Genomic DNA, 16992 nt, shown 5'->3' on the forward strand with positions numbered 1-16992 from the left:
CCGCTCGCCGGACCGATCCTGGGCCAATCAGGCCTTTTCGAGGTTGGCGCGGCGCGCCAGGATCTTCTCGATCTTCTCTTTCAGCGTGGCCGCATTGAAGGGCTTGACGATATAACCGTCGGCGCCCGACTGCGCCGCTTCCACGATGTTTTCCTTCTTGGCCTCGGCCGTGATCATCAGGACCGGCAGGTGCGCCAGCGCCGGCGTCGAACGAATCTTCTTGAGCAGCGTCAGGCCGTCCATCACCGGCATGTTCCAGTCGGTCAGCACGAAGGTAATCGGCATGGCGCCCGCTTCCAGCACCTTGAGCGCGGAAGAACCGTCATCAGCCTCGGCGATCCTGGTGTACTCAAGCTCTTTCAGCAGGCCGCTGACAATACGCCGCATTGTCGAAAAATCATCGACCACCAAAAAATACTGATCATCTGCCGCCATAGTTAACTCGAACTTCCGTAGAAAGGGATATAGGGTTAGATAGGGATATCTGGAAAAAATTCGATAGCAAGTTTAAAGCATTTTCGAAAAGTTTCCCCAGATCAGCAAACATTCTCCCCCGAGAATCGAGCCTTCGCCTTGATCGCCGGCAGGAGAACGGAAAAAATTTTCATCCACCATTTGCCGTCATCTCAGCACACAGGATTTCACGCGAAGAAAATCCGCGCAGCGAAAAACGCAAGATCGCGACGTACGCAAAACTCAAGGAAAACGGGAATCAGAATGCGGAGAAAAAAAACCGGAGGCGGAAAACAAAAATGGAAGCCGCGAATGCGCTTCCATTTTAGTTTTACTTCGCTATCCAACCCTACTGCATCAACAGAAGAATTGGTAGGCACGATTGGACTCGAACCAACGACCCCTACCATGTCAAGGTAGTGCTCTAACCAGCTGAGCTACGCGCCTAACGAAGAAGCAATATTATAGGAGGCCTTTTCCATTTTGCCAAGGGGTAAAACAAAAAAAACTGAAAATATTTTCCATCAGCCCTTTTACCCCTTCTCCAATATCTCGCGGCATCGATGGGAAGCGGCAGCACGACCCGCTGCCGCCGCCCGATTCATCATTGCCGCTTGGCCTCGATGACGCCCTTCACTTCACGGATCACCGTCAGTGCCTTCTGCAATTGCTCGGTCGAGCCGATCTCCGCTGTGAATGCCATACGCGCATGCCCCTTGCTGCTTTGCGTGCTCACGCCGATCACGTTGATCTTGTCGCGCAGGAAGATATCGGAGATATCGCGCAGCAGCCCCTGCCGATCGCTGGCCAGCACGAAGATGTCGACCGGATAGACCGTATCCCTGGCCGGCGCGCCCCAGGTCGTCTGGATCACCCGCTCGGGCGCCTGCGAGCTCATCTCGGAAAAGTTCTTGCAATTGACCCGGTGGATGGAGACGCCCTTGCCGCGCGTGACGAAGCCCGCAATCGGATCCGGCGGCGCCGGCTTGCAGCAGCGCGCCAGCTGCGTCAGCAGGCCGTCGGTGCCGACCACCAGCACGCCCGACTTGGCGCCTTGCACGATGCTGGACGCACGGCTCTTGCGCGTGATCAGCGCCTCGTCGTCGATCTCGGGCTTCTTTTCTTCGCCTTCGTGCAGCGCCTGCTCCACATGGCGCAGGCTGAACTCGTCCTTGGCCAGCGACAGACAGAGATCGTCGACCTTGGCGAAGCCCAGCTTTTGCGCCAGCTCTTCCAGGTTGACGGCGGTCTTGCCCTCGCGCTGCAGCGTTTTTTCCAGCAGGCCGCGCCCCACCGACAGCGTTTCCTGCTGCTCGATGGCGTTGAACCACGCGCGCACCTTGGAGCGCGTACGCGAACTGGCGGTATAGCCGGCGCCGAGCCAGTCGCGCGACGGGCCTACGCCGGGGCCGCTCTTGGCGGTGATGATCTCGACCGTCTGCCCGTTCTTGAGCACGGTGTTCAACGGCACCATGACGCCATCCACGCGCGCGCCGCGGCAACGGTGGCCGACATCGCTGTGCAGGTGGTAGGCGAAATCGATGGGCGTGGAACCGCTGGGCAGCTCGATCACGCGCGCCTGCGGCGTCAATACATAGATGCGCTCGTCCAGCGTGGCCGACTTGAGCTTCTCCACCCAGTCGCGGCGCACCTCTTCCTGGTCCACCACGGCGTCGGTGACTTCGTTCTTCCAGGCCAGCAGCTGGCGCAGCCAGGCAATCTTCTCGTCGTACTTCTGCGCCGAGAAATTGGAGCCGCCGCTTTCCTTGTAACGCCAGTGCGCCGCCACGCCGTACTCGGCGAAGTGATGCATCTCGTGCGTGCGGATCTGCACTTCCAGCGCGCGGCCGTCTTCGGCCAGCACCACGGTGTGCAGCGACTGGTAGCCGTTCTGCTTGGGGCGGGATATATAGTCGTCGAACTCTTCGGGTATCGGCGTCCAGATGTTGTGCACGATGCCCAGCACCGTGTAGCAGGTCTTGACGTCGTCGACGATCACGCGAAACGCGCGCACGTCGTACAGCTCGGAAAAGTCGATGGACTTGCCGCGCATCTTGTTCCAGATGCTGTAGATGTGCTTGGGCCGGCCGCTGACCTCGGCCTTGATGTCCTGCGCCGCCATCTCGGAACGCAGGCGCGTGATCGCGTTGGCGACGAAGGCTTCGCGCTCCAGGCGCTTTTCTTCGAGCATCTTGGCGATGCGCTTGTAGGTCGCCGGCTCCAGGAAGCGGAACGACAGATCCTCCAGCTCCCATTTGAGCTGCCAGATGCCCAGCCGGTTGGCCAGCGGCGCGTACAGCTCGAAGGTCTCGCGCGCGTATTGCGCGCTGGCTTCGTTCTCTTGCTTGGTCTCGGCGAAGTAGCGCAGCGTGGCCACGCGCGAAGACAGGCGCACCAGCACCGCGCGCATGTCGGTGGCCATGGCCAGCAGCATCTTGCGCAGGGTCTCGACCTGGGCAGCGGCTTGCTGGGCGGCGTTCTTGCCGCGCAGGACTTCCTGCTGCGGCGCCTGAAAACTCAGGCTGTGAAAACGCATCAGCTGGCGCACGTTGCTGACCAGGTCGGCGATTTCCTTGCCGAAGCGCTCCTCGAGCTGTTCTTCCAGCCCGGGATGCAGCATCTGCGCCTCGAACACCAGCCCGGCGATGCGGGTGGCGGCGTCGACGTTGAGCGCGGTCAGCACCGACGCCACCGAGAACACGAACTGCAGCGCGTTCTGGCCGGACTGGATCTGCTTGTCCGCATACAGCGGCTCGAGCTCGGCCAGCGCCTTCTCCACGCGAGCGACGTCATCCGGCCCCAGGCCGGCCGTGATCGCGGCCAGGCCTTCGCCCTGGATGCTGGCTACCGAAACCATGCGCTTACTTCTGGGCGGCCACGATGATGATTTCCACCAGCAGCTCGGGACGGGCCAGCTTGGATTCGACGGTGGCGCGCGGCGGCGCGTTGCCGGCGGCGACCCACTCGTCCCACACCGCGTTCATGCCGGCGAAGTCCTTCACGTCGGACAGGAAGATCTGGCACGACAGGATCTTGCTCTTGTCGCTGCCGGCCTCGGCCAGCAGGCGGTCGATGTGGCCCAGCACCTCGCGGGTCTGGCCTTCGATGTTCTGGGTGGTGTCTTCGGCGATCTGGCCGGCGAGATAGACGGTGCCGTTATGGATGGCCACTTCGGAGAGGCGCTTGCCGACGTGCAGGCGTTGTACGGTCATGTTGTTTCCTTTATTCGTTGTTGCCAGCGCGCTGGCGGGTCAATGTTCAAAGCCGCGCAGGCGCGGCTCAGCCCAGCAGGAATTTCCTGGCGACCTCGATCTGGTCGGCGTGCATGAAGGTCGGCGCATGGCCGACGTCAGGCAGTTCCACCAGCTGGGCCTTGGGGCCGCGTTGCGTCATCTGCTGCGCCACTTCGGGCAGCAGCAGGTCTGATTGGGCTCCACGCACCACCAGCGTCGGGCAGGCGATGGCGTCATACGCCGCCCACAGCATCTGCTCCGCAGCGCTCGCCATCTCCGGCGTGGTCAGCTTGAACGGCACCGCCAGCGCCAGGTCGTAGTGGCGAACCCACTTGCCCTCGTCGTTCTGGCGCAGCACATCCTTGGCCAGCTTGTGCCACTCCTCGTCGCTGTGCTTGCCGAAGCTGGCGGAAATCGTACGGATATAAGTGGCGGCTTCGTCGAAGCTGTCGAAGCGCACGTCCTGGCCGATGTATTCACCGATGCGCGCCAGGGCCGAGCCGTTGATGGACGGGCCGATATCGTTGAGCACCAGCCGGCGGATGGGATTGTCGGGCAGCGAAGCCAGTCCCATGCCGATCAGCCCGCCCATCGAGGTGCCGAACCAGTCCACGATATCGGCATCCAGCCGCGCCAAGAGCGTCACCATGTCGCTGATGTATTGGGGCACGGTATAGAACTGGGGATTGCGCAGCCGTCCGGAGCGCCCGCGCCCGACCACGTCGGGGCAGACCACGCGATAGGTGTCGCAAAGCTCGCGCGCCATGCGGTCGAAGTCGTCCGACACGCGCGTGACGCCATGCACGCACACCAGCACGTTGGGATTGCGCGCATCGCCCCACTCCTTGTAGGCCATCGTGTGCAGCCCGCCGGGCGAGATGCACTGCACCGTCTTCACTACAGCTTCAGTCATGGTCGCGGCCCTTCTGGTGGATGAAGTCGACATTTTACTATTTCACCATGACTTGCCGAAATGGAATCCTGCAGATGCGCCAGGCACGGCCATGCAATCGCAGGAATCGGCTCACGAAGAGGAAAGCAGGGAAAGGAAAAAACGGACTGCCCGGGAGCGGGCCGCAGCGAACTGCCTGATGATGGTGCCTGAGACCGGAATCGAACCGGTACGCCCCCTCGCGGGTAAGCGGCGGATTTTAAGTCCGCTGTGTCTACCAATTTCACCACTCAGGCGTGTGGAAACGGCGGTCGGCCGCCGAAAAAGGTTCGCATTATAACAGCGACTTTATGCAGTTCCAGGGATTGTTTTTTTTCGGCCTGCAAATAAAAACGGCGCGTACCGATGCACGCGCCGCGTTGTCCTGACCAGGAAGAATCAGCGCTTGAGCAATTCCAGCGCGTCTTCAGCCACGCTGCGCAGATTGGTGATGGTGGCGTTGAGGTCGGCCAGCTCGGCAGCGGTGGGCGGCTGGTCCATGCCGTTCTTGACGAGCGAGGCCTTGATGATGGTGGCCGCCATTTGCCAGGCCGCCTTGTTGTGTGCGTCGACCAGTTCCTTCTGGATCCGCTCCAATTCCGCTTTCTGAGTTTTATCCATTGCTATCTTTAACAAGGCAGTTGTCCGAATCCACGTGCTCCTGCGGATTCACGATAGTCCTGATGAAAGACGATACCACCAAATCATTAAATGTTGCTTACAAGGCGATGATTTCGCAAGCATTTTTACGCTTGCAACGACGCTCCTGACAATTGCCTAAAAAATTCCCGCCGAATGGTAATCAATGCATCGACGTCGTCATCCGTCCATTCAGCGCGTCGCAAACCCCGCCACCAGGTCACGCGTGAGCTCGGCGGCAGGGATCTCCTTGCAGCCGTCGGGATTCTGCCCCGCCCACATGGTCGTGAAATCATCGCGCCCTTGCGCTTCGGCCTTGGCGCGCAACGGCGCGATGCCGCCGGTGGCCAGCGGAAACTCGGGCGCCACCGCGTTGATCGGCCCGAGATCATGCATGACGCGATTGATGATGCCGCGCGCAGGACGCCCGGTCAGCAGGTTGGTCAGCACGGTATGCCGCGCGCGTTCGCTCTTGAGCGCCGCGCGGTGCAGCGCGCTGGTGGTCGCCTCCGGGCACAGCATGTAAGCGGTGCCGACCTGCACCCCGGCCGCCCCCAGCGCCATCGCCGCCGCCACGCCGTTGGCATCCACGATGCCGCCGGCGGCGATCACCGGCACCTTGACCGCGCGCGCGATCTGCGGCACCAGGCTGAAGGTGCCGATCTGCGTGGTGAGGTCATCGGAGAGGAAGATGCCGCGATGGCCGCCGGCTTCCGCACCCTGCGCGATGATGGCGTCCACGCCGCGCTCGGCCAGCCATTGCGCCTCCGCCACCGTGGTGGCCGAGGCGATGATGCGCGAACCCCAGCCGCGCACGCGCTGCATCAGCTCGGGCGCGGGCAGGCCGAAGTGGAAGCTGACCACCTTGGGCCTGAACTCATCCAGCAGATCGGCCACCGCCGCGCTGAACGGCTGCCGGCCCGGCCCCGCCGCAATCGACGACGGATCGATGCCGAACTCTTCGTAGTACGGTGAAAGCGCCTCGCGCCACGCCGCCTCGCGCTCTGCGTCCGGCTCGGGATTGGTGTGGGCGAAGAAGTTGACGTTGTAGGGCTTGGCGGTCGCGGCCCGCAGTTTGAGCAACTCTTCCTTCAGCGCCGCGGGCGCCAGCATGGCGCAGGGCAAAGAACCCAGCGCGCCGAAGTTGGAGACCGCCGCCGCCAGCTCATGCAGCTGCACGCCGGCCAGCGGCGCCTGGATCAGGGGATAGTCGATACCGAAGAGTGTCTGCAGTGAAGTCATGTTGTTCATGCCGCTCGTCCTGAAGTCCGCGCCGGTCAGCGCCGGGCTCGATCATTTGCCCGCCTGGCTGCGCACCGGTATGCGTAATGGCCGCTAGGATAGCAGGCCTTGCCGCCGCCGACAGGCGCCGGCCGCGCGCAGGCGATCGTCCAGCGGCGAGATGCGGGCATATGCGCCATGTATCCGCACGGTTATCACCGGTTACGCACCCGTTACCGATATTTACCAACTCGGCGAACCCGGCCTGCGGCGAATCCCTTACAATTCAGGGCCACCAGAATCCTGTCGCCGGAGATCCGTCGCATGTCTCGCATGTACCGCCCGCGTTTTTCTATTTCATTGCCGCTCATTGCCGCGCTCTCGCTGGGCCTGGCAGCCTGCACCACCGGCAAGACCGCCTTCTACCACCAGGAAGAATTCAGCGACACCAGCGCCTTCTCGCGCAGCTTCCCCGGCACCGAAAAAGCGGTCTGCGAATCGGCACGCCGCGCCCTGCTGGGCCAGGGCTACATCATCAACAAGACCACCGAAAATTCGCTGGACGGCACCAAGAGCTTCCAGCCGGCCAGCGACAAGCACATGGAAATCGCCTTCCACGTCGTATGCGCATCGAACGGCAACGGCAAGAGCGCGACCATGTTCGTCAGCGCGACCCAGGACGGTTACGCGCTCAAGAAAAGCAACAGCTCGGCCAGCCTGGGCGTGAGCGTGCTCGGTTCGGTGTCGATGCCCTTCGGCGCCAGCGACGACTCCATGGTGCGCGTTTCCAGCGAGACCATCCGTTCTTCGGATTTCTATGACCGCTTCTTCGGCGCGGCCGAGCGTTACCTGCTGGTGGACGTCGACGACAGCGACGACAGGAAATAAAAACAAACGGCGCGGGCAAACAAAAAGGCGGTCATCTGACCGCCTTTTTTCATGGCTTATCGAAAGGAATTGCCGCTCAACGACGCCAGTAATGATGCGGCGGCGGAGGCGGACGGTGCCAATGGCGATGGCCGCGATAGTAGTCGCGCTCGACATACACCGGCGCCGGGTTGACGTAATAGACCGGCGCCGGGCGCACGTACACCGGAGGCGGCGGCGCATAGACCGGGGCGGGCTGGACATACACCGGCGCCGGAGCCATGTAAGCGCCGGGCACGCCGATGTTGACGCCGACCGAGACATGCCCGGCCATGGCCGGGGCGGCAAGCAGGCCGGCGACGACGGCAAACATGCCGGCAATGATGGGGATCGACTTTTTCACGATAGCTCCTCGTTGTTCTGGAATACGTATCGTGAATATAGGCCCGCACTCGATGTGCATCTAGAGCAAAGGCGTAATGTTTGTAAGCAAATGCTTCACAAGCATCAAGAAAATTTACCTGGATCAATGCTGCGCCGACGCGAGGGCGGCATTGCGCCGCCCTCTGCCGATTATGTCGACGACAATCCGCGATGGCCGGGCATCAGGCCGCGTTCAACGCAGGTTGCGCGGCGGCATCCGCCCTCACCTGCGCCAGCTTGGCCACCGTCGTGGCGCACGCGTGCGCGGCCTCCCGGCCCTTGACCAGGAAATGCTCATGGAAGAAGGACTGGTGCTCGCCATGCGAATGGAAATGATGCGGGGTCAGCACGGCCGAGAATACCGGCACCTCGGTCTCCAGCTGGACCTGCATCAGCCCCGAGATCACCGCCTGCGCGACGAAATCGTGGCGATAGATGCCGCCGTCGACCACCAGGCCACTGGCGACGATGCCGGCGTACTTGCCGGTGCTGGCCAGCACCTTGGCGTGCAGCGGGATTTCATAGGCGCCGGGCAGCTCGAAGAAATCGATACTGCCGGCCGGCCAGCCCAGCTTGGCCATTTCTTCCGTGAAGGCGATACGGCACTGGTCGACGATCTCCTTGTGCCAGCTGGCCTGGACGAAGGCGATGCGCTTGCCGTGATGAGCGGGATTGACTGCGGAAAGATGCGATTGAGACATGTGTTCAGGACTCCTGTTCGATGAATTAAACAGGGCGTGGGAATGCACGGCCGCTCGCGCAATGGCAAAGCCTTGCGCGGTGTCGGACATCCCGTTCTCTTTCATCCGGACTATGACCGTCGGCCCCGGGATCTCACCAGGTCTGCTGACCCCGGCCGCCGAAACATCGATGGCCGGGCGCTCGCGGGCTACGCGATGACGCCGGGTGGCGCCGCACGATTACCGCCGGTGGGGAGTTGCACCCCGCCCCGAGAACTTGTTGCCGTGCGTCGGACTTGGCGTCCTTCGCTACGGCAGGCGGGACTGTAACATGGCTGAAAAAATGCTGCAGGGCGCAAGGCAATCGGCCAACGCCCCGGCGACCGCGGCAAGCTCAGGCCGGCCCGACCACACCGACCACACCGACCACACCGATCACGCCGAGCATGCCGCGCGCAATCTCGCGCTCGCCCATGATCACCTGCTGCGCGCCATGCTTTTCCAGATGCTCGATCTCGGCGTCGGAGTGCGCGCGCGCCACCACCTGCAAGCCAGGATTGGCGGCCAATGCGTGCTCGATCAGCTGGCCCGCCTCGAATGCCTCGGGAATCGCCACCAGCAGCCAGCGCGCGCGTCCGATTGCGGCCGCCTTCAGAAGATCGGTCTGGGCGGCGTTGCCGTACAAGACCGGCACGCCCTCGGCGCGCAAGGCCTCGACGTTCTCCAGCTGCGCCTCGATCACGACGAAAGGCCTGCCCTGCGCGCGCAGCTGCTCGCCGATGCCGCGTCCCACCCGGCCGTAGCCCACCAGCACCACATGGCCCTGCAGATCGACCGCCTGCTGCTCGGCCTCGGCCGGCACGCCGGTCCCCTCCTTGCCCTCGATGCGCGGCTTCAGGCGATCCAGCAGCGAGAACAGCAAGGGATTGATCAGGATCGACAGGATGGCGCCGCCCAGGATCAGGTCGCGCGCCACCGGCGAGAGCAGGTCAAGCGAAATGCCCAGCGTAGCCAGGATGAAGGAGAACTCGCCGATCTGCGCCAGGCTGGCCGAGATCGTCAGCGCGGTCGACATCGGGTGTCCGAAGGCGCGCACGATCAGCAGCGCCGCCAGCGACTTGCCGACCACGATGATGAGCACCGTCGCCAGCACCAGCAGCGGCTCGCGCACCAGCACCGACGGGTCGAACAGCATGCCAACCGAGACGAAGAACAGCACCGCGAACGCGTCGCGCAGCGGCAGCGACTCTTCGGCGGCGCGATGGCTCAGTTCGGACTCCGACAGGATCATGCCGGCGAAGAAGGCCCCCAGCGCAAACGACACGCCGAACACATACGCCGAACCCAGCGCAAAACCCAGCGCGATCGCCAGCACCGCCAGGCGGAACAACTCGCGCGAGCCGGTATCGGCAATGCGCTCCAGGATCCACGGGATCACGCGGCGACCCACCACCAGCATCACCGCCACGAACGCCACCACCTTGCCCAGCGTGATGCCCAGCGTCAGCAGCAAGGCGTTGCCGCTCATGGCCTCGCCCTTGCCGCCCAGGACGCCCGACAACGCCGGGATCAGCACCAGCGCCAGCACCATCGCAATGTCTTCGACGATCAGCCAGCCCACCGCGATGCGTCCGCGCTTGGTTTCCACCAGCCGACGTTCCTGCAAGGCGGTCAGCAGCACTACGGTACTGGCCACCGACAAGGCCAGGCCGAACAGGAAGCCCTCGCCCATCGGCCAACCGAGCGCCCAGCCCAGGCCCATGCCGAGCAGGGTCGCGATGGCGATCTGCGCCACCGCGCCGGGAATGGCGATGTTCTTGACCGACAGCAGGTCCTTCAGCGAGAAATGCAAACCCACCCCGAACATCAGCAGGATCACGCCGATCTCGGCCAGCTCCTGCGCCAGGTCGGCATCGCCGACGAAGCCGGGTGTAAACGGGCCGATGGCGATGCCGGCGACCAGGTAGCCGATCAGCGGCGGCATCTTGAAACGGTTGGCCAGGGTGCCGAAGATGAAAGCCAGCACCAGGCCGCCGACAATGGTTGCAATGAGTGGGGTGTGATGGGGCATCAGTCAGTGGTCCTTTCGAGGTGGATGATTATGTGGAAATGACTGCAAAAGAGACTGCACCGGCGACGACCGCAAGCCTAACACGGCCGCCGGCGCGATGTATTCCGCACTGTGCCCGGCGCTTGGCGCGGCGCCGGGCATAGTGCGGGAGAACGGGCGAACGCTACCGCCTCAGCGGCGCGACTGCAGCGCGGCGATGCGCGACTCCAGCGGCGGGTGGCTGGAGAACAGGCCCAGCCACGACTCGCGGCCCGAGATGCCGGAAGCCTGCAGGTTCTGCGGCAGGCCATCGGACTGCATGCCGCCCAGGCGGCGCAGCGCATTGATCATCGGCGCGTTGGAACCCATCAGCGAGGCGGCGCCGGCGTCGGCGCGGTACTCGCGCTGGCGCGAGAAGTACATGACGATAACGCTGGCCAGGATGCCGAACACGATCTCGCAAACGAACACGGTCACCATGTAGCCGATGCCGGGACCGGAGTTCTCTTCGTTGTTGCGACGCAGGAAGGAGTCCACGAAGTAACCGACGATACGCGCGAAGAACATCACGAAGGTGTTCACCACGCCCTGGATCAGCGTGAGCGTGACCATGTCGCCGTTGGCGATGTGCGCCACTTCGTGCGCCAGCACCGCCTCGACCTCGTCCTTGGTCATGCCCTGCAGCAGGCCGGTCGACACCGCCACCAGCGAATTGCTCTTGCTGGCGCCGGTGGCGAACGCGTTGGGCGGACCGTCATACACGGCCACTTCCGGCATCGGCAACTGGGCGCGGGTGGCCAGGCTTTGCACGGTATTCATCAGCCACAGTTCGGTCGAGTTCTGCGGCTGCACGATCACGCGCGCGCCGGTCGACCACTTGGCGATGGTCTTGGACAAAAACAGCGAGATGAAGGAGCCGCCAAAACCCATCAGGCCGCAGAACACCAGCAACATGCCGAAGTTGAGCCCGTTGGCGGTGAGGTAGCGGTTGACGCCAAGCAGGCTGGCGGTGAAGCTGAGCACCAGCATCACGGCCAGGTTGGTGACGAGGAACAGAATGATGCGTTTCATGATTTTTCCTGGTGAATGAAGATGCGCCGCGGCACCTCTGCCGGTGCGGCGCGCGATAGAACAAAGAAACGAAGGAACAGGCAAGGACATGCGCCTGCAACGCATCCCGCACGATCGCCGGATGCGCTCAGCGCATGGAAGGCAGGATCAGGCTAACGGCGGCGGACGCAGCTGGTCGCGCACGAAAGACGGCCAGTTCAGCGGCGCCGAAAAGGCGTGGGGAAACGGTTGCCAAGGAATGTCCGGCGTGGCGATGCGCACCGGGATGGTGTGGTCTTCAAGTTCGGCTTGCGCGGCCGACGGGTCGGCATCGTCGTCGCCGTTCTGGCCGGCGCCGGAATCCGGCAACAGCGAGAGGTCGTCACCGGCCGATGCGCCGGTCTCCAGCGATGCCTGGACGACCACGGCGACAGCCGGCGAGGTCTTTTGCGCAAGCTGGCAAAGATGCCCTTCCGTTGTCACCTGGACAACCTGCTCCTGCCCGCTTCGCGGCTGCAGGTCGCCAACCGTCGCCGCCAGCAATTGCAGCGGGAGCAGGAAGGCCAACAGCAGGAGCAGCAGTCGTCGCATCGCGTCGTCGTCGGTTGTTAGATTGTTAGGTTGTTATCAGGAAGGAAATATCTTGCAGCGAATCAACACCGCACGCAGCCCGGCATTATATACGCAACACCTTGCCAGCACTGGGCAAGACCGCGCCGGCACAGGCCGCGCCCGCCCCACGCGGGCTGCTGGCGAAACAGGAAAGTTACCCACAAAAGCTGTGGACAAGCTTGTTGATAAGCCATTGCCGAACATGGGACAGCCTTGATGGACAAGGGTTTCCTATAAATTGCCCGAGAATTGGACAAGCCGTCCCACGGTGGATAAGCCGGACCTCAATCGGTGGCGACCACCTTGTTGCGTCCGCCCAGCTTGGCGCGGTACAGCGCGGCATCGGCGGTTGCCAGCAGGTTGCGGCCGTCGGCCTCCTCCTGCGGACTACGGGTGCAGACCCCCACGCTGATGGTCATGCAACGATTGACCAGCGACTTGTCATGCGGTTCCTCCAGCGCGTGCACGCTCTCGCGCAACTGCTCGGCGAAAGTCTTCGCCTCCCGCTTGTCCATGCCGCCCACCAGCAGGATGAACTCCTCGCCGCCGTAGCGGGCGAAGACGTCGGTAGGCGACTTCAGCTGCCCCTTGAGCGTTTCGGCCACGCGCTTGAGCACGCGGTCGCCGGCGACGTGGCCGTAGTGGTCGTTGTACTGCTTGAAGAAATCGATGTCGATCATGAACAGCGACAGCGGGCTGTCGTTGCGCATGGACTGCTGCAGCGCCAGCGTGAAGTTCTCGTCGAAGAAGCGGCGGTTGTTCACGCCGGTCAGGCCGTCGGTCACCACCTGGCGCTTGAGCGCCTCGGAGTGCGACAGCAGGATCTTCTCGCGCTTGACCGAATTGCTGGAGTCGCTGATCTGGATCAGGCACGAACGGCTGCCGTCCGGCGCCGGGATCGGCGTCATCACCACCGACTGCACCATGCGCGCCGGCGCCTCGCCGTCATTGGGCACGTAGACGTGATACAGCGGCAACGGCGAGCGGTGCAAGGCGCTCGAGAGCATCGCCGGCAGGCCGTAGCTGATGGTGTTGCTGAGCGCGCGCAGGAAGCCCGGCGCCAGCTGCTGGTTGAACAGGGCGATGAAGTTCGAATTGAGGGCGCTCTCGGCCGGGACGTGACTGTGCCGGACCATCCACTCGTTCCAGAGCAGGATGTTGAAGTCCTTGTCCAACATGATCAATCCGAGATTGAGGTTGTTGTACACGTCTTCAGCGGAGAATCGGCCGGCAACCATGCTGCTCATGACAAATTGATGTTGCTGAGATAACGCTGGATATGGGTCACCAGCTTGTTGAGCGAAGTGGAGCTCAGCAGGAAGATCAGGTGGCCCTCGGTATGGTGCTTCTCGATCACCAGATCGATGTGCAGCACCAGCACATAGGTGTCGTCGCTCTCGCTGCTGGCCAGTCGCGTGGAAATCTCCGCCGGCGAAGACACGGCGTAGTTCGGCAGCGAACTGTTGAGCGTAATGCCCAGCATGTCGGCCATGGCCGAAAGACAGGCATTGAGGATGATGTTGCCCAGTTCGCACATGGCTTCCTGCTCGAACTCGGCCAGCTCGGCCAGGCTCATTTGCGAGCCCATCATGTCGCGCACGATCTCCAGCGCATGCTCCTCGGTGAAGAGCAGCACCGCCTCGGCGTCGAACGGGCCATCGAAGATCTGGCTGACGGTGGCGAAGCGCGCATTGGACAAGGCCAGCACGCGCTCGTCGATTTCGCGCGTGCGCAGTACCTCCACCGACGGCACCGACAGGCGCACCTCGTCGCCGACGATCTCCGACAGGCTCAGCGCGGCGCGTCCGGCGCCGACGTTGAAGATCTCGGTCAGCGCATCGGTTTCGATGTCGGTGAGGATGGTCACGCCGCCCCCAGGAAATGTTGCAGCGCCTGGCCGATCGACTTCTCCGTCACCGGCTTGGCGACGAAGATGGCCCCCAGCTGCTGCGCGCGCGATTGCACGGCCTCCTGGATATTGGCCGAGAAGATGGCGATGCGGATCTGCGGATAGGACTGCAGGATGGCGGCGGCGGCATCGGTGCCCAGCATGCCGGGCATGTTGATGTCCATGGTGCAGAAGTCGGGCTGCGACTGTCCGACCAGCCTGATGGCTTCTTCGCCATTGCCGGCTTCGGCCACCGACCAGCCCGGATGGGCGGCCAGGATGTGCGCCTTGATCACCATGCGGGACACTTTGCTGTCGTCGACGATCAACACCGTCTTGGTGGAAACATCAGTTGCCATCACGAAACACCTTTGGATGTGTTGTCATATTTTCCACATTTTACTATTGTTGATAAGACCTTTTGTGACACTTAAGTCAAATAGTAGTTAAAAAACGCTAACACCCGTATGGGGGAATTCCTGATACGGCTTGCCTTGCGGCATCGCCCCGGCGGCGCCGCGCGGGCGAAAAAAAAGAGACCGGTCCGGTCTCTTTTTTCACGCACTCGGTTCAGCAGCAGCGCCCCACCCTGCCCTTGCCGCCGTAGCGCGCCTCCTGCCGCTCCTTGAAGAACTCCTCGTAGCTCATCACGCAGCGCTCGGGATGGCTGCGCTGCATGTGCGCCACGTAGGTGTCGTATTCAGGCATGCCGACCATCAGGTTCAGCGTGCGGCCGACCTGGCGCCGCCAGGCCAGCAGTTGCGCCAGGGCGCCGGGTCTGCTCATGGCCACGCTCCGTTTCACTGTTGCGCCAGCGTCGCCGCCGGCAGGGTTTCGTAAGGCGCTTCCTTCACGCTGGGCTTGCCCTCGGTGCGGGCCTTGAGCACGGTGCGGATGCCGAACACCAGCACGCTCACCATCACCAGCATGAACATCATGGCCAGGCCGGCGTCGACGTAGTCGTTGAAGATCACCTGGCGCATCTGCTCGACCGACTTGGCCGGCGCCAGCAGCTTGCCTTCGTCCAGCGCCGCCTGGTATTTGGCGGCGTGCGCCAGGAAGCCCACGCGCGGATTGGCGTCGAACACCTTCTGCCAGCCCGCCGTCAGCGTGCAGGCCAGCAGCCACAGCGTCGGCATCACCGTGACCCAGGCGTAGCGGTCGCGCTTCATCTTGAACAGCACGCAGGTCGCCAGGACCAGCGCGATGCCGGCCAGCATCTGGTTGGAGATGCCGAACAGCGGCCACAGCGTGTTGATGCCGCCCAGCGGGTCGACCACGCCCTGGTACAGGAAGTAGCCCCAGCCGGTCACGCACAGGCCGGTAGCGATCAGGCTGGCGGCCCAGGAGTCGGTGCGCTTCATCGGCGGAATGAAGGCGCCCAGCAGGTCTTGCAGCATGAAACGGCCGGCGCGCGTGCCCGCATCCACGGCGGTCAGGATGAACAGCGCCTCGAACAGAATGGCGAAGTGGTACCAGAAGGCCATCATCGCCTCGCCGGTCACGCCCGAGAGGATCTGGGCCATGCCCACGGCCAGGGTCGGCGCGCCGCCGGCGCGCGAGATGATGGTGTGCTCGCCCACCGCCTGGGCGGTGTGGGTCAGCATCTCGGGCGTGATGTGGAAGCCCCATTGCGAGATCACCTGCGCCACGTTCTCGGGCGTGGTGCCGATCAGCGCGGCCGGGCTGTTCATCGCGAAGTAGATGCCGGGTTCGATGCAGGAGGCCGCGATCAGCGCCATGATGGCGACGAAGGACTCCATCAGCATCGCGCCGTAGCCGATGAAGCGCGCGTGCTTTTCATTCTCCAGCAGCTTGGGCGTGGTGCCCGACGAGATCAGCGCATGGAAGCCCGAGACGGCGCCGCAGGCGATGGTGATGAACAGGAACGGGAACAGCGAACCCGACCACACCGGGCCGCTGCCGTCGATGAAGCGCGTGACCGCGTGCATCTTCAGGTGCGGCGCGATGAACACGATGCCCAGCGCCAGCGCGACGATGGTGCCGATCTTGAGGAAGGTCGACAGGTAATCGCGCGGCGCCAGCAGCAGCCATACCGGCAGCACCGAAGCGACGAAGCCGTAGCCGATCAGCATCCAGGTCAGCTGCTTGCCGTCGAAGGTGAACATATGGCCCAACGCCGGATGCTCCTGCACGTACTGGCCGCCGACGATGGCCAGCATCAGCAGCACGAAGCCGATCCACGACACCTCGCCGATGCGGCCCGGGCGAATGTAGCGCGAGTACACGCCCATGAACAGCGCGATGGGGATGGTGGCGGCCACGGTGAAGGTGCCCCACGGCGACTCGGCCAGCGCCTTGACCACGATCAGCGCCAGCACCGCCAGGATGATCACCATGATCATGAAGGCGCCGAACAGCGCGATCACGCCCGGCACCTGGCCCAGCTCGGACTTGATCAGGTCGCCCAGCGAACGGCCGTCGCGGCGGCTGGAGATGAACAGCACCATGAAATCCTGCACCGCGCCGGCGAACACCACGCCGGCCAGGATCCACAGCATGCCCGGCAGATAGCCCATCTGCGCGGCCAGCACCGGTCCCACCAGCGGACCGGCGCCGGCGATGGCGGCGAAATGGTGGCCGAACAGCACGTACTTGTTGGTCGGCACGTAATCCAGGCCGTCGTTGTACTTGTAAGCCGGCGTCATGCGTTTGCCGTCCAGGCCCAGCACGCGCTCGGCGATGAACTTGCTATAGAAGCGGTAGGCGATCAGGTAGACGCATACCGAGGCGACCACCAGCCATACCGCGTTGATCGATTCGCCGCGCTGCAACGCGACGTAGGCGCACGCGCTGGCGCCCGCCAGGGCCAGCGCGAGCCAGCCCAGCCTGGAAACTATCCGGTTCATTGTTCTCCTCCCTTGCGGGGATCCTTGGTTTGATTATGGGAAATGTTTTTGTTGTTGGCGCGGCGAGAGCCTTTG

17 protein-coding genes, 2 tRNA genes and 1 riboswitch are annotated in these 16992 nt (G+C 63.4%); of the genes, 1 reads left to right on the top strand and 18 read right to left on the bottom strand.

What is annotated here, in order from left to right:
- Nucleotides 1-27 precede the first annotated feature (27 nt).
- The 8 genes from CEJ42_RS02690 to CEJ42_RS02725 all read right to left on the bottom strand — a co-directional run bounded on the left by CEJ42_RS02690 (nt 28) and on the right by CEJ42_RS02725 (nt 6498).
- On the bottom strand, nt 28-435 hold the full coding sequence (locus tag CEJ42_RS02690) for a response regulator (RefSeq protein ID WP_079215309.1): 408 nt from the start codon (nt 433-435) through the stop codon (nt 28-30).
- 388 nt (nt 436-823) lie between these two features.
- Nucleotides 824-900 (bottom strand) — tRNA-Val (locus tag CEJ42_RS02695).
- 157 nt (nt 901-1057) lie between these two features.
- Nucleotides 1058-3310, bottom strand: coding sequence for a RelA/SpoT family protein (locus CEJ42_RS02700; RefSeq protein ID WP_079215310.1), 2253 nt, complete (start codon nt 3308-3310; stop codon nt 1058-1060).
- Between the two features lie 4 nt (nt 3311-3314).
- On the bottom strand, nt 3315-3665 hold the full coding sequence (locus CEJ42_RS02705; RefSeq protein WP_079215311.1) for a RidA family protein: 351 nt from the start codon (nt 3663-3665) through the stop codon (nt 3315-3317).
- A 67-nt stretch (nt 3666-3732) separates the two neighbouring features.
- The gene (locus tag CEJ42_RS02710; protein WP_079215312.1) at nt 3733-4599 is read right to left on the bottom strand and encodes an alpha/beta fold hydrolase; all 867 of its coding nucleotides are present in this window, start codon (nt 4597-4599) and stop codon (nt 3733-3735) included.
- Between the two features lie 182 nt (nt 4600-4781).
- Nucleotides 4782-4874: transfer RNA gene (locus CEJ42_RS02715), tRNA-Leu, on the bottom strand.
- 142 nt (nt 4875-5016) lie between these two features.
- Nucleotides 5017-5238: a hypothetical protein gene (locus tag CEJ42_RS02720; RefSeq protein ID WP_079215313.1), complete on the bottom strand. Its 222-nt coding sequence runs from the start codon at nt 5236-5238 to the stop codon at nt 5017-5019.
- 210 nt (nt 5239-5448) lie between these two features.
- Nucleotides 5449-6498: an NAD(P)H-dependent flavin oxidoreductase gene (locus tag CEJ42_RS02725; protein ID WP_088750210.1), complete on the bottom strand. Its 1050-nt coding sequence runs from the start codon at nt 6496-6498 to the stop codon at nt 5449-5451.
- A 312-nt stretch (nt 6499-6810) separates the two neighbouring features.
- On the opposite strand from CEJ42_RS02725, the gene CEJ42_RS02730 reads away from it, so the two are divergent.
- Nucleotides 6811-7365, top strand: coding sequence for a DUF2242 domain-containing protein (locus CEJ42_RS02730; protein ID WP_079215314.1), 555 nt, complete (start codon nt 6811-6813; stop codon nt 7363-7365).
- Nucleotides 7366-7441: 76 nt separating this feature from the next.
- Here the strand turns inward: CEJ42_RS02730 and CEJ42_RS02735 are convergent, their stop codons facing one another.
- From CEJ42_RS02735 to CEJ42_RS02780, 10 genes are all read right to left on the bottom strand, one after another.
- Nucleotides 7442-7747 (bottom strand): hypothetical protein, encoded by a 306-nt coding sequence (locus CEJ42_RS02735; RefSeq protein WP_175354539.1) that lies wholly within the window; start codon nt 7745-7747, stop codon nt 7442-7444.
- A 202-nt stretch (nt 7748-7949) separates the two neighbouring features.
- Nucleotides 7950-8468, bottom strand: coding sequence for a 6,7-dimethyl-8-ribityllumazine synthase (locus CEJ42_RS02740; protein WP_088749946.1), 519 nt, complete (start codon nt 8466-8468; stop codon nt 7950-7952).
- 89 nt (nt 8469-8557) lie between these two features.
- Nucleotides 8558-8728, bottom strand: a riboswitch (FMN riboswitch).
- A 113-nt stretch (nt 8729-8841) separates the two neighbouring features.
- Complete coding sequence (gene ybaL / locus CEJ42_RS02745) at nt 8842-10518, bottom strand: YbaL family putative K(+) efflux transporter (RefSeq protein WP_088749947.1); 1677 nt, start codon at nt 10516-10518, stop codon at nt 8842-8844.
- 171 nt (nt 10519-10689) lie between these two features.
- Entirely contained in the window at nt 10690-11568 is an 879-nt protein-coding gene (htpX, locus tag CEJ42_RS02750) for a protease HtpX (RefSeq protein ID WP_088749948.1), read from the bottom strand.
- 147 nt (nt 11569-11715) lie between these two features.
- The gene (locus CEJ42_RS02755; RefSeq protein WP_088749949.1) at nt 11716-12138 is read right to left on the bottom strand and encodes a hypothetical protein; all 423 of its coding nucleotides are present in this window, start codon (nt 12136-12138) and stop codon (nt 11716-11718) included.
- A 305-nt stretch (nt 12139-12443) separates the two neighbouring features.
- Nucleotides 12444-13406: a sensor domain-containing diguanylate cyclase gene (locus CEJ42_RS02760; RefSeq protein ID WP_079215320.1), complete on the bottom strand. Its 963-nt coding sequence runs from the start codon at nt 13404-13406 to the stop codon at nt 12444-12446.
- The gene (locus CEJ42_RS02765) at nt 13403-14026 is read right to left on the bottom strand and encodes a chemotaxis protein CheC (RefSeq protein ID WP_079215321.1); all 624 of its coding nucleotides are present in this window, start codon (nt 14024-14026) and stop codon (nt 13403-13405) included. The genes CEJ42_RS02760 and CEJ42_RS02765 overlap by 4 nt, the downstream gene beginning before the upstream one ends.
- Nucleotides 14023-14406, bottom strand: a complete 384-nt coding sequence (locus CEJ42_RS02770; RefSeq protein ID WP_079215322.1) for a response regulator — start codon at nt 14404-14406, stop codon at nt 14023-14025. The genes CEJ42_RS02765 and CEJ42_RS02770 overlap by 4 nt, the downstream gene beginning before the upstream one ends.
- A gap of 211 nt (nt 14407-14617) precedes the next feature.
- Nucleotides 14618-14833, bottom strand: a complete 216-nt coding sequence (locus CEJ42_RS02775; RefSeq protein ID WP_088749950.1) for a YbdD/YjiX family protein — start codon at nt 14831-14833, stop codon at nt 14618-14620.
- Nucleotides 14834-14847: 14 nt separating this feature from the next.
- Nucleotides 14848-16917 (bottom strand): carbon starvation CstA family protein, encoded by a 2070-nt coding sequence (locus tag CEJ42_RS02780; protein ID WP_079215324.1) that lies wholly within the window; start codon nt 16915-16917, stop codon nt 14848-14850.
- Nucleotides 16918-16992 lie beyond the last annotated feature (75 nt).

The organism is Herbaspirillum robiniae, assembly GCF_002213415.1.
Classification (GTDB): Bacteria; Pseudomonadota; Gammaproteobacteria; order Burkholderiales; family Burkholderiaceae_D; genus Herbaspirillum; species Herbaspirillum robiniae.

Coding starts and splice junctions, on each gene's coding strand:
- CEJ42_RS02720 (WP_079215313.1), bottom strand. CDS start 5,238: ATGGATAAAACTCAGAAAGCGGAATTGGAGCGGATCCAGAAGGAACTG.
- CEJ42_RS02780 (WP_079215324.1), bottom strand. CDS start 16,917: ATGAACCGGATAGTTTCCAGGCTGGGCTGGCTCGCGCTGGCCCTGGCG.
- htpX (WP_088749948.1), bottom strand. CDS start 11,568: ATGAAACGCATCATTCTGTTCCTCGTCACCAACCTGGCCGTGATGCTG.
- CEJ42_RS02755 (WP_088749949.1), bottom strand. CDS start 12,138: ATGCGACGACTGCTGCTCCTGCTGTTGGCCTTCCTGCTCCCGCTGCAA.
- CEJ42_RS02690 (WP_079215309.1), bottom strand. CDS start 435: ATGGCGGCAGATGATCAGTATTTTTTGGTGGTCGATGATTTTTCGACA.
- CEJ42_RS02725 (WP_088750210.1), bottom strand. CDS start 6,498: ATGACTTCACTGCAGACACTCTTCGGTATCGACTATCCCCTGATCCAG.
- CEJ42_RS02760 (WP_079215320.1), bottom strand. CDS start 13,406: ATGAGCAGCATGGTTGCCGGCCGATTCTCCGCTGAAGACGTGTACAAC.
- CEJ42_RS02775 (WP_088749950.1), bottom strand. CDS start 14,833: ATGAGCAGACCCGGCGCCCTGGCGCAACTGCTGGCCTGGCGGCGCCAG.
- CEJ42_RS02705 (WP_079215311.1), bottom strand. CDS start 3,665: ATGACCGTACAACGCCTGCACGTCGGCAAGCGCCTCTCCGAAGTGGCC.
- CEJ42_RS02740 (WP_088749946.1), bottom strand. CDS start 8,468: ATGTCTCAATCGCATCTTTCCGCAGTCAATCCCGCTCATCACGGCAAG.
- CEJ42_RS02770 (WP_079215322.1), bottom strand. CDS start 14,406: ATGGCAACTGATGTTTCCACCAAGACGGTGTTGATCGTCGACGACAGC.
- CEJ42_RS02730 (WP_079215314.1), top strand. CDS start 6,811: ATGTACCGCCCGCGTTTTTCTATTTCATTGCCGCTCATTGCCGCGCTC.
- CEJ42_RS02710 (WP_079215312.1), bottom strand. CDS start 4,599: ATGACTGAAGCTGTAGTGAAGACGGTGCAGTGCATCTCGCCCGGCGGG.
- ybaL (WP_088749947.1), bottom strand. CDS start 10,518: ATGCCCCATCACACCCCACTCATTGCAACCATTGTCGGCGGCCTGGTG.
- CEJ42_RS02700 (WP_079215310.1), bottom strand. CDS start 3,310: ATGGTTTCGGTAGCCAGCATCCAGGGCGAAGGCCTGGCCGCGATCACG.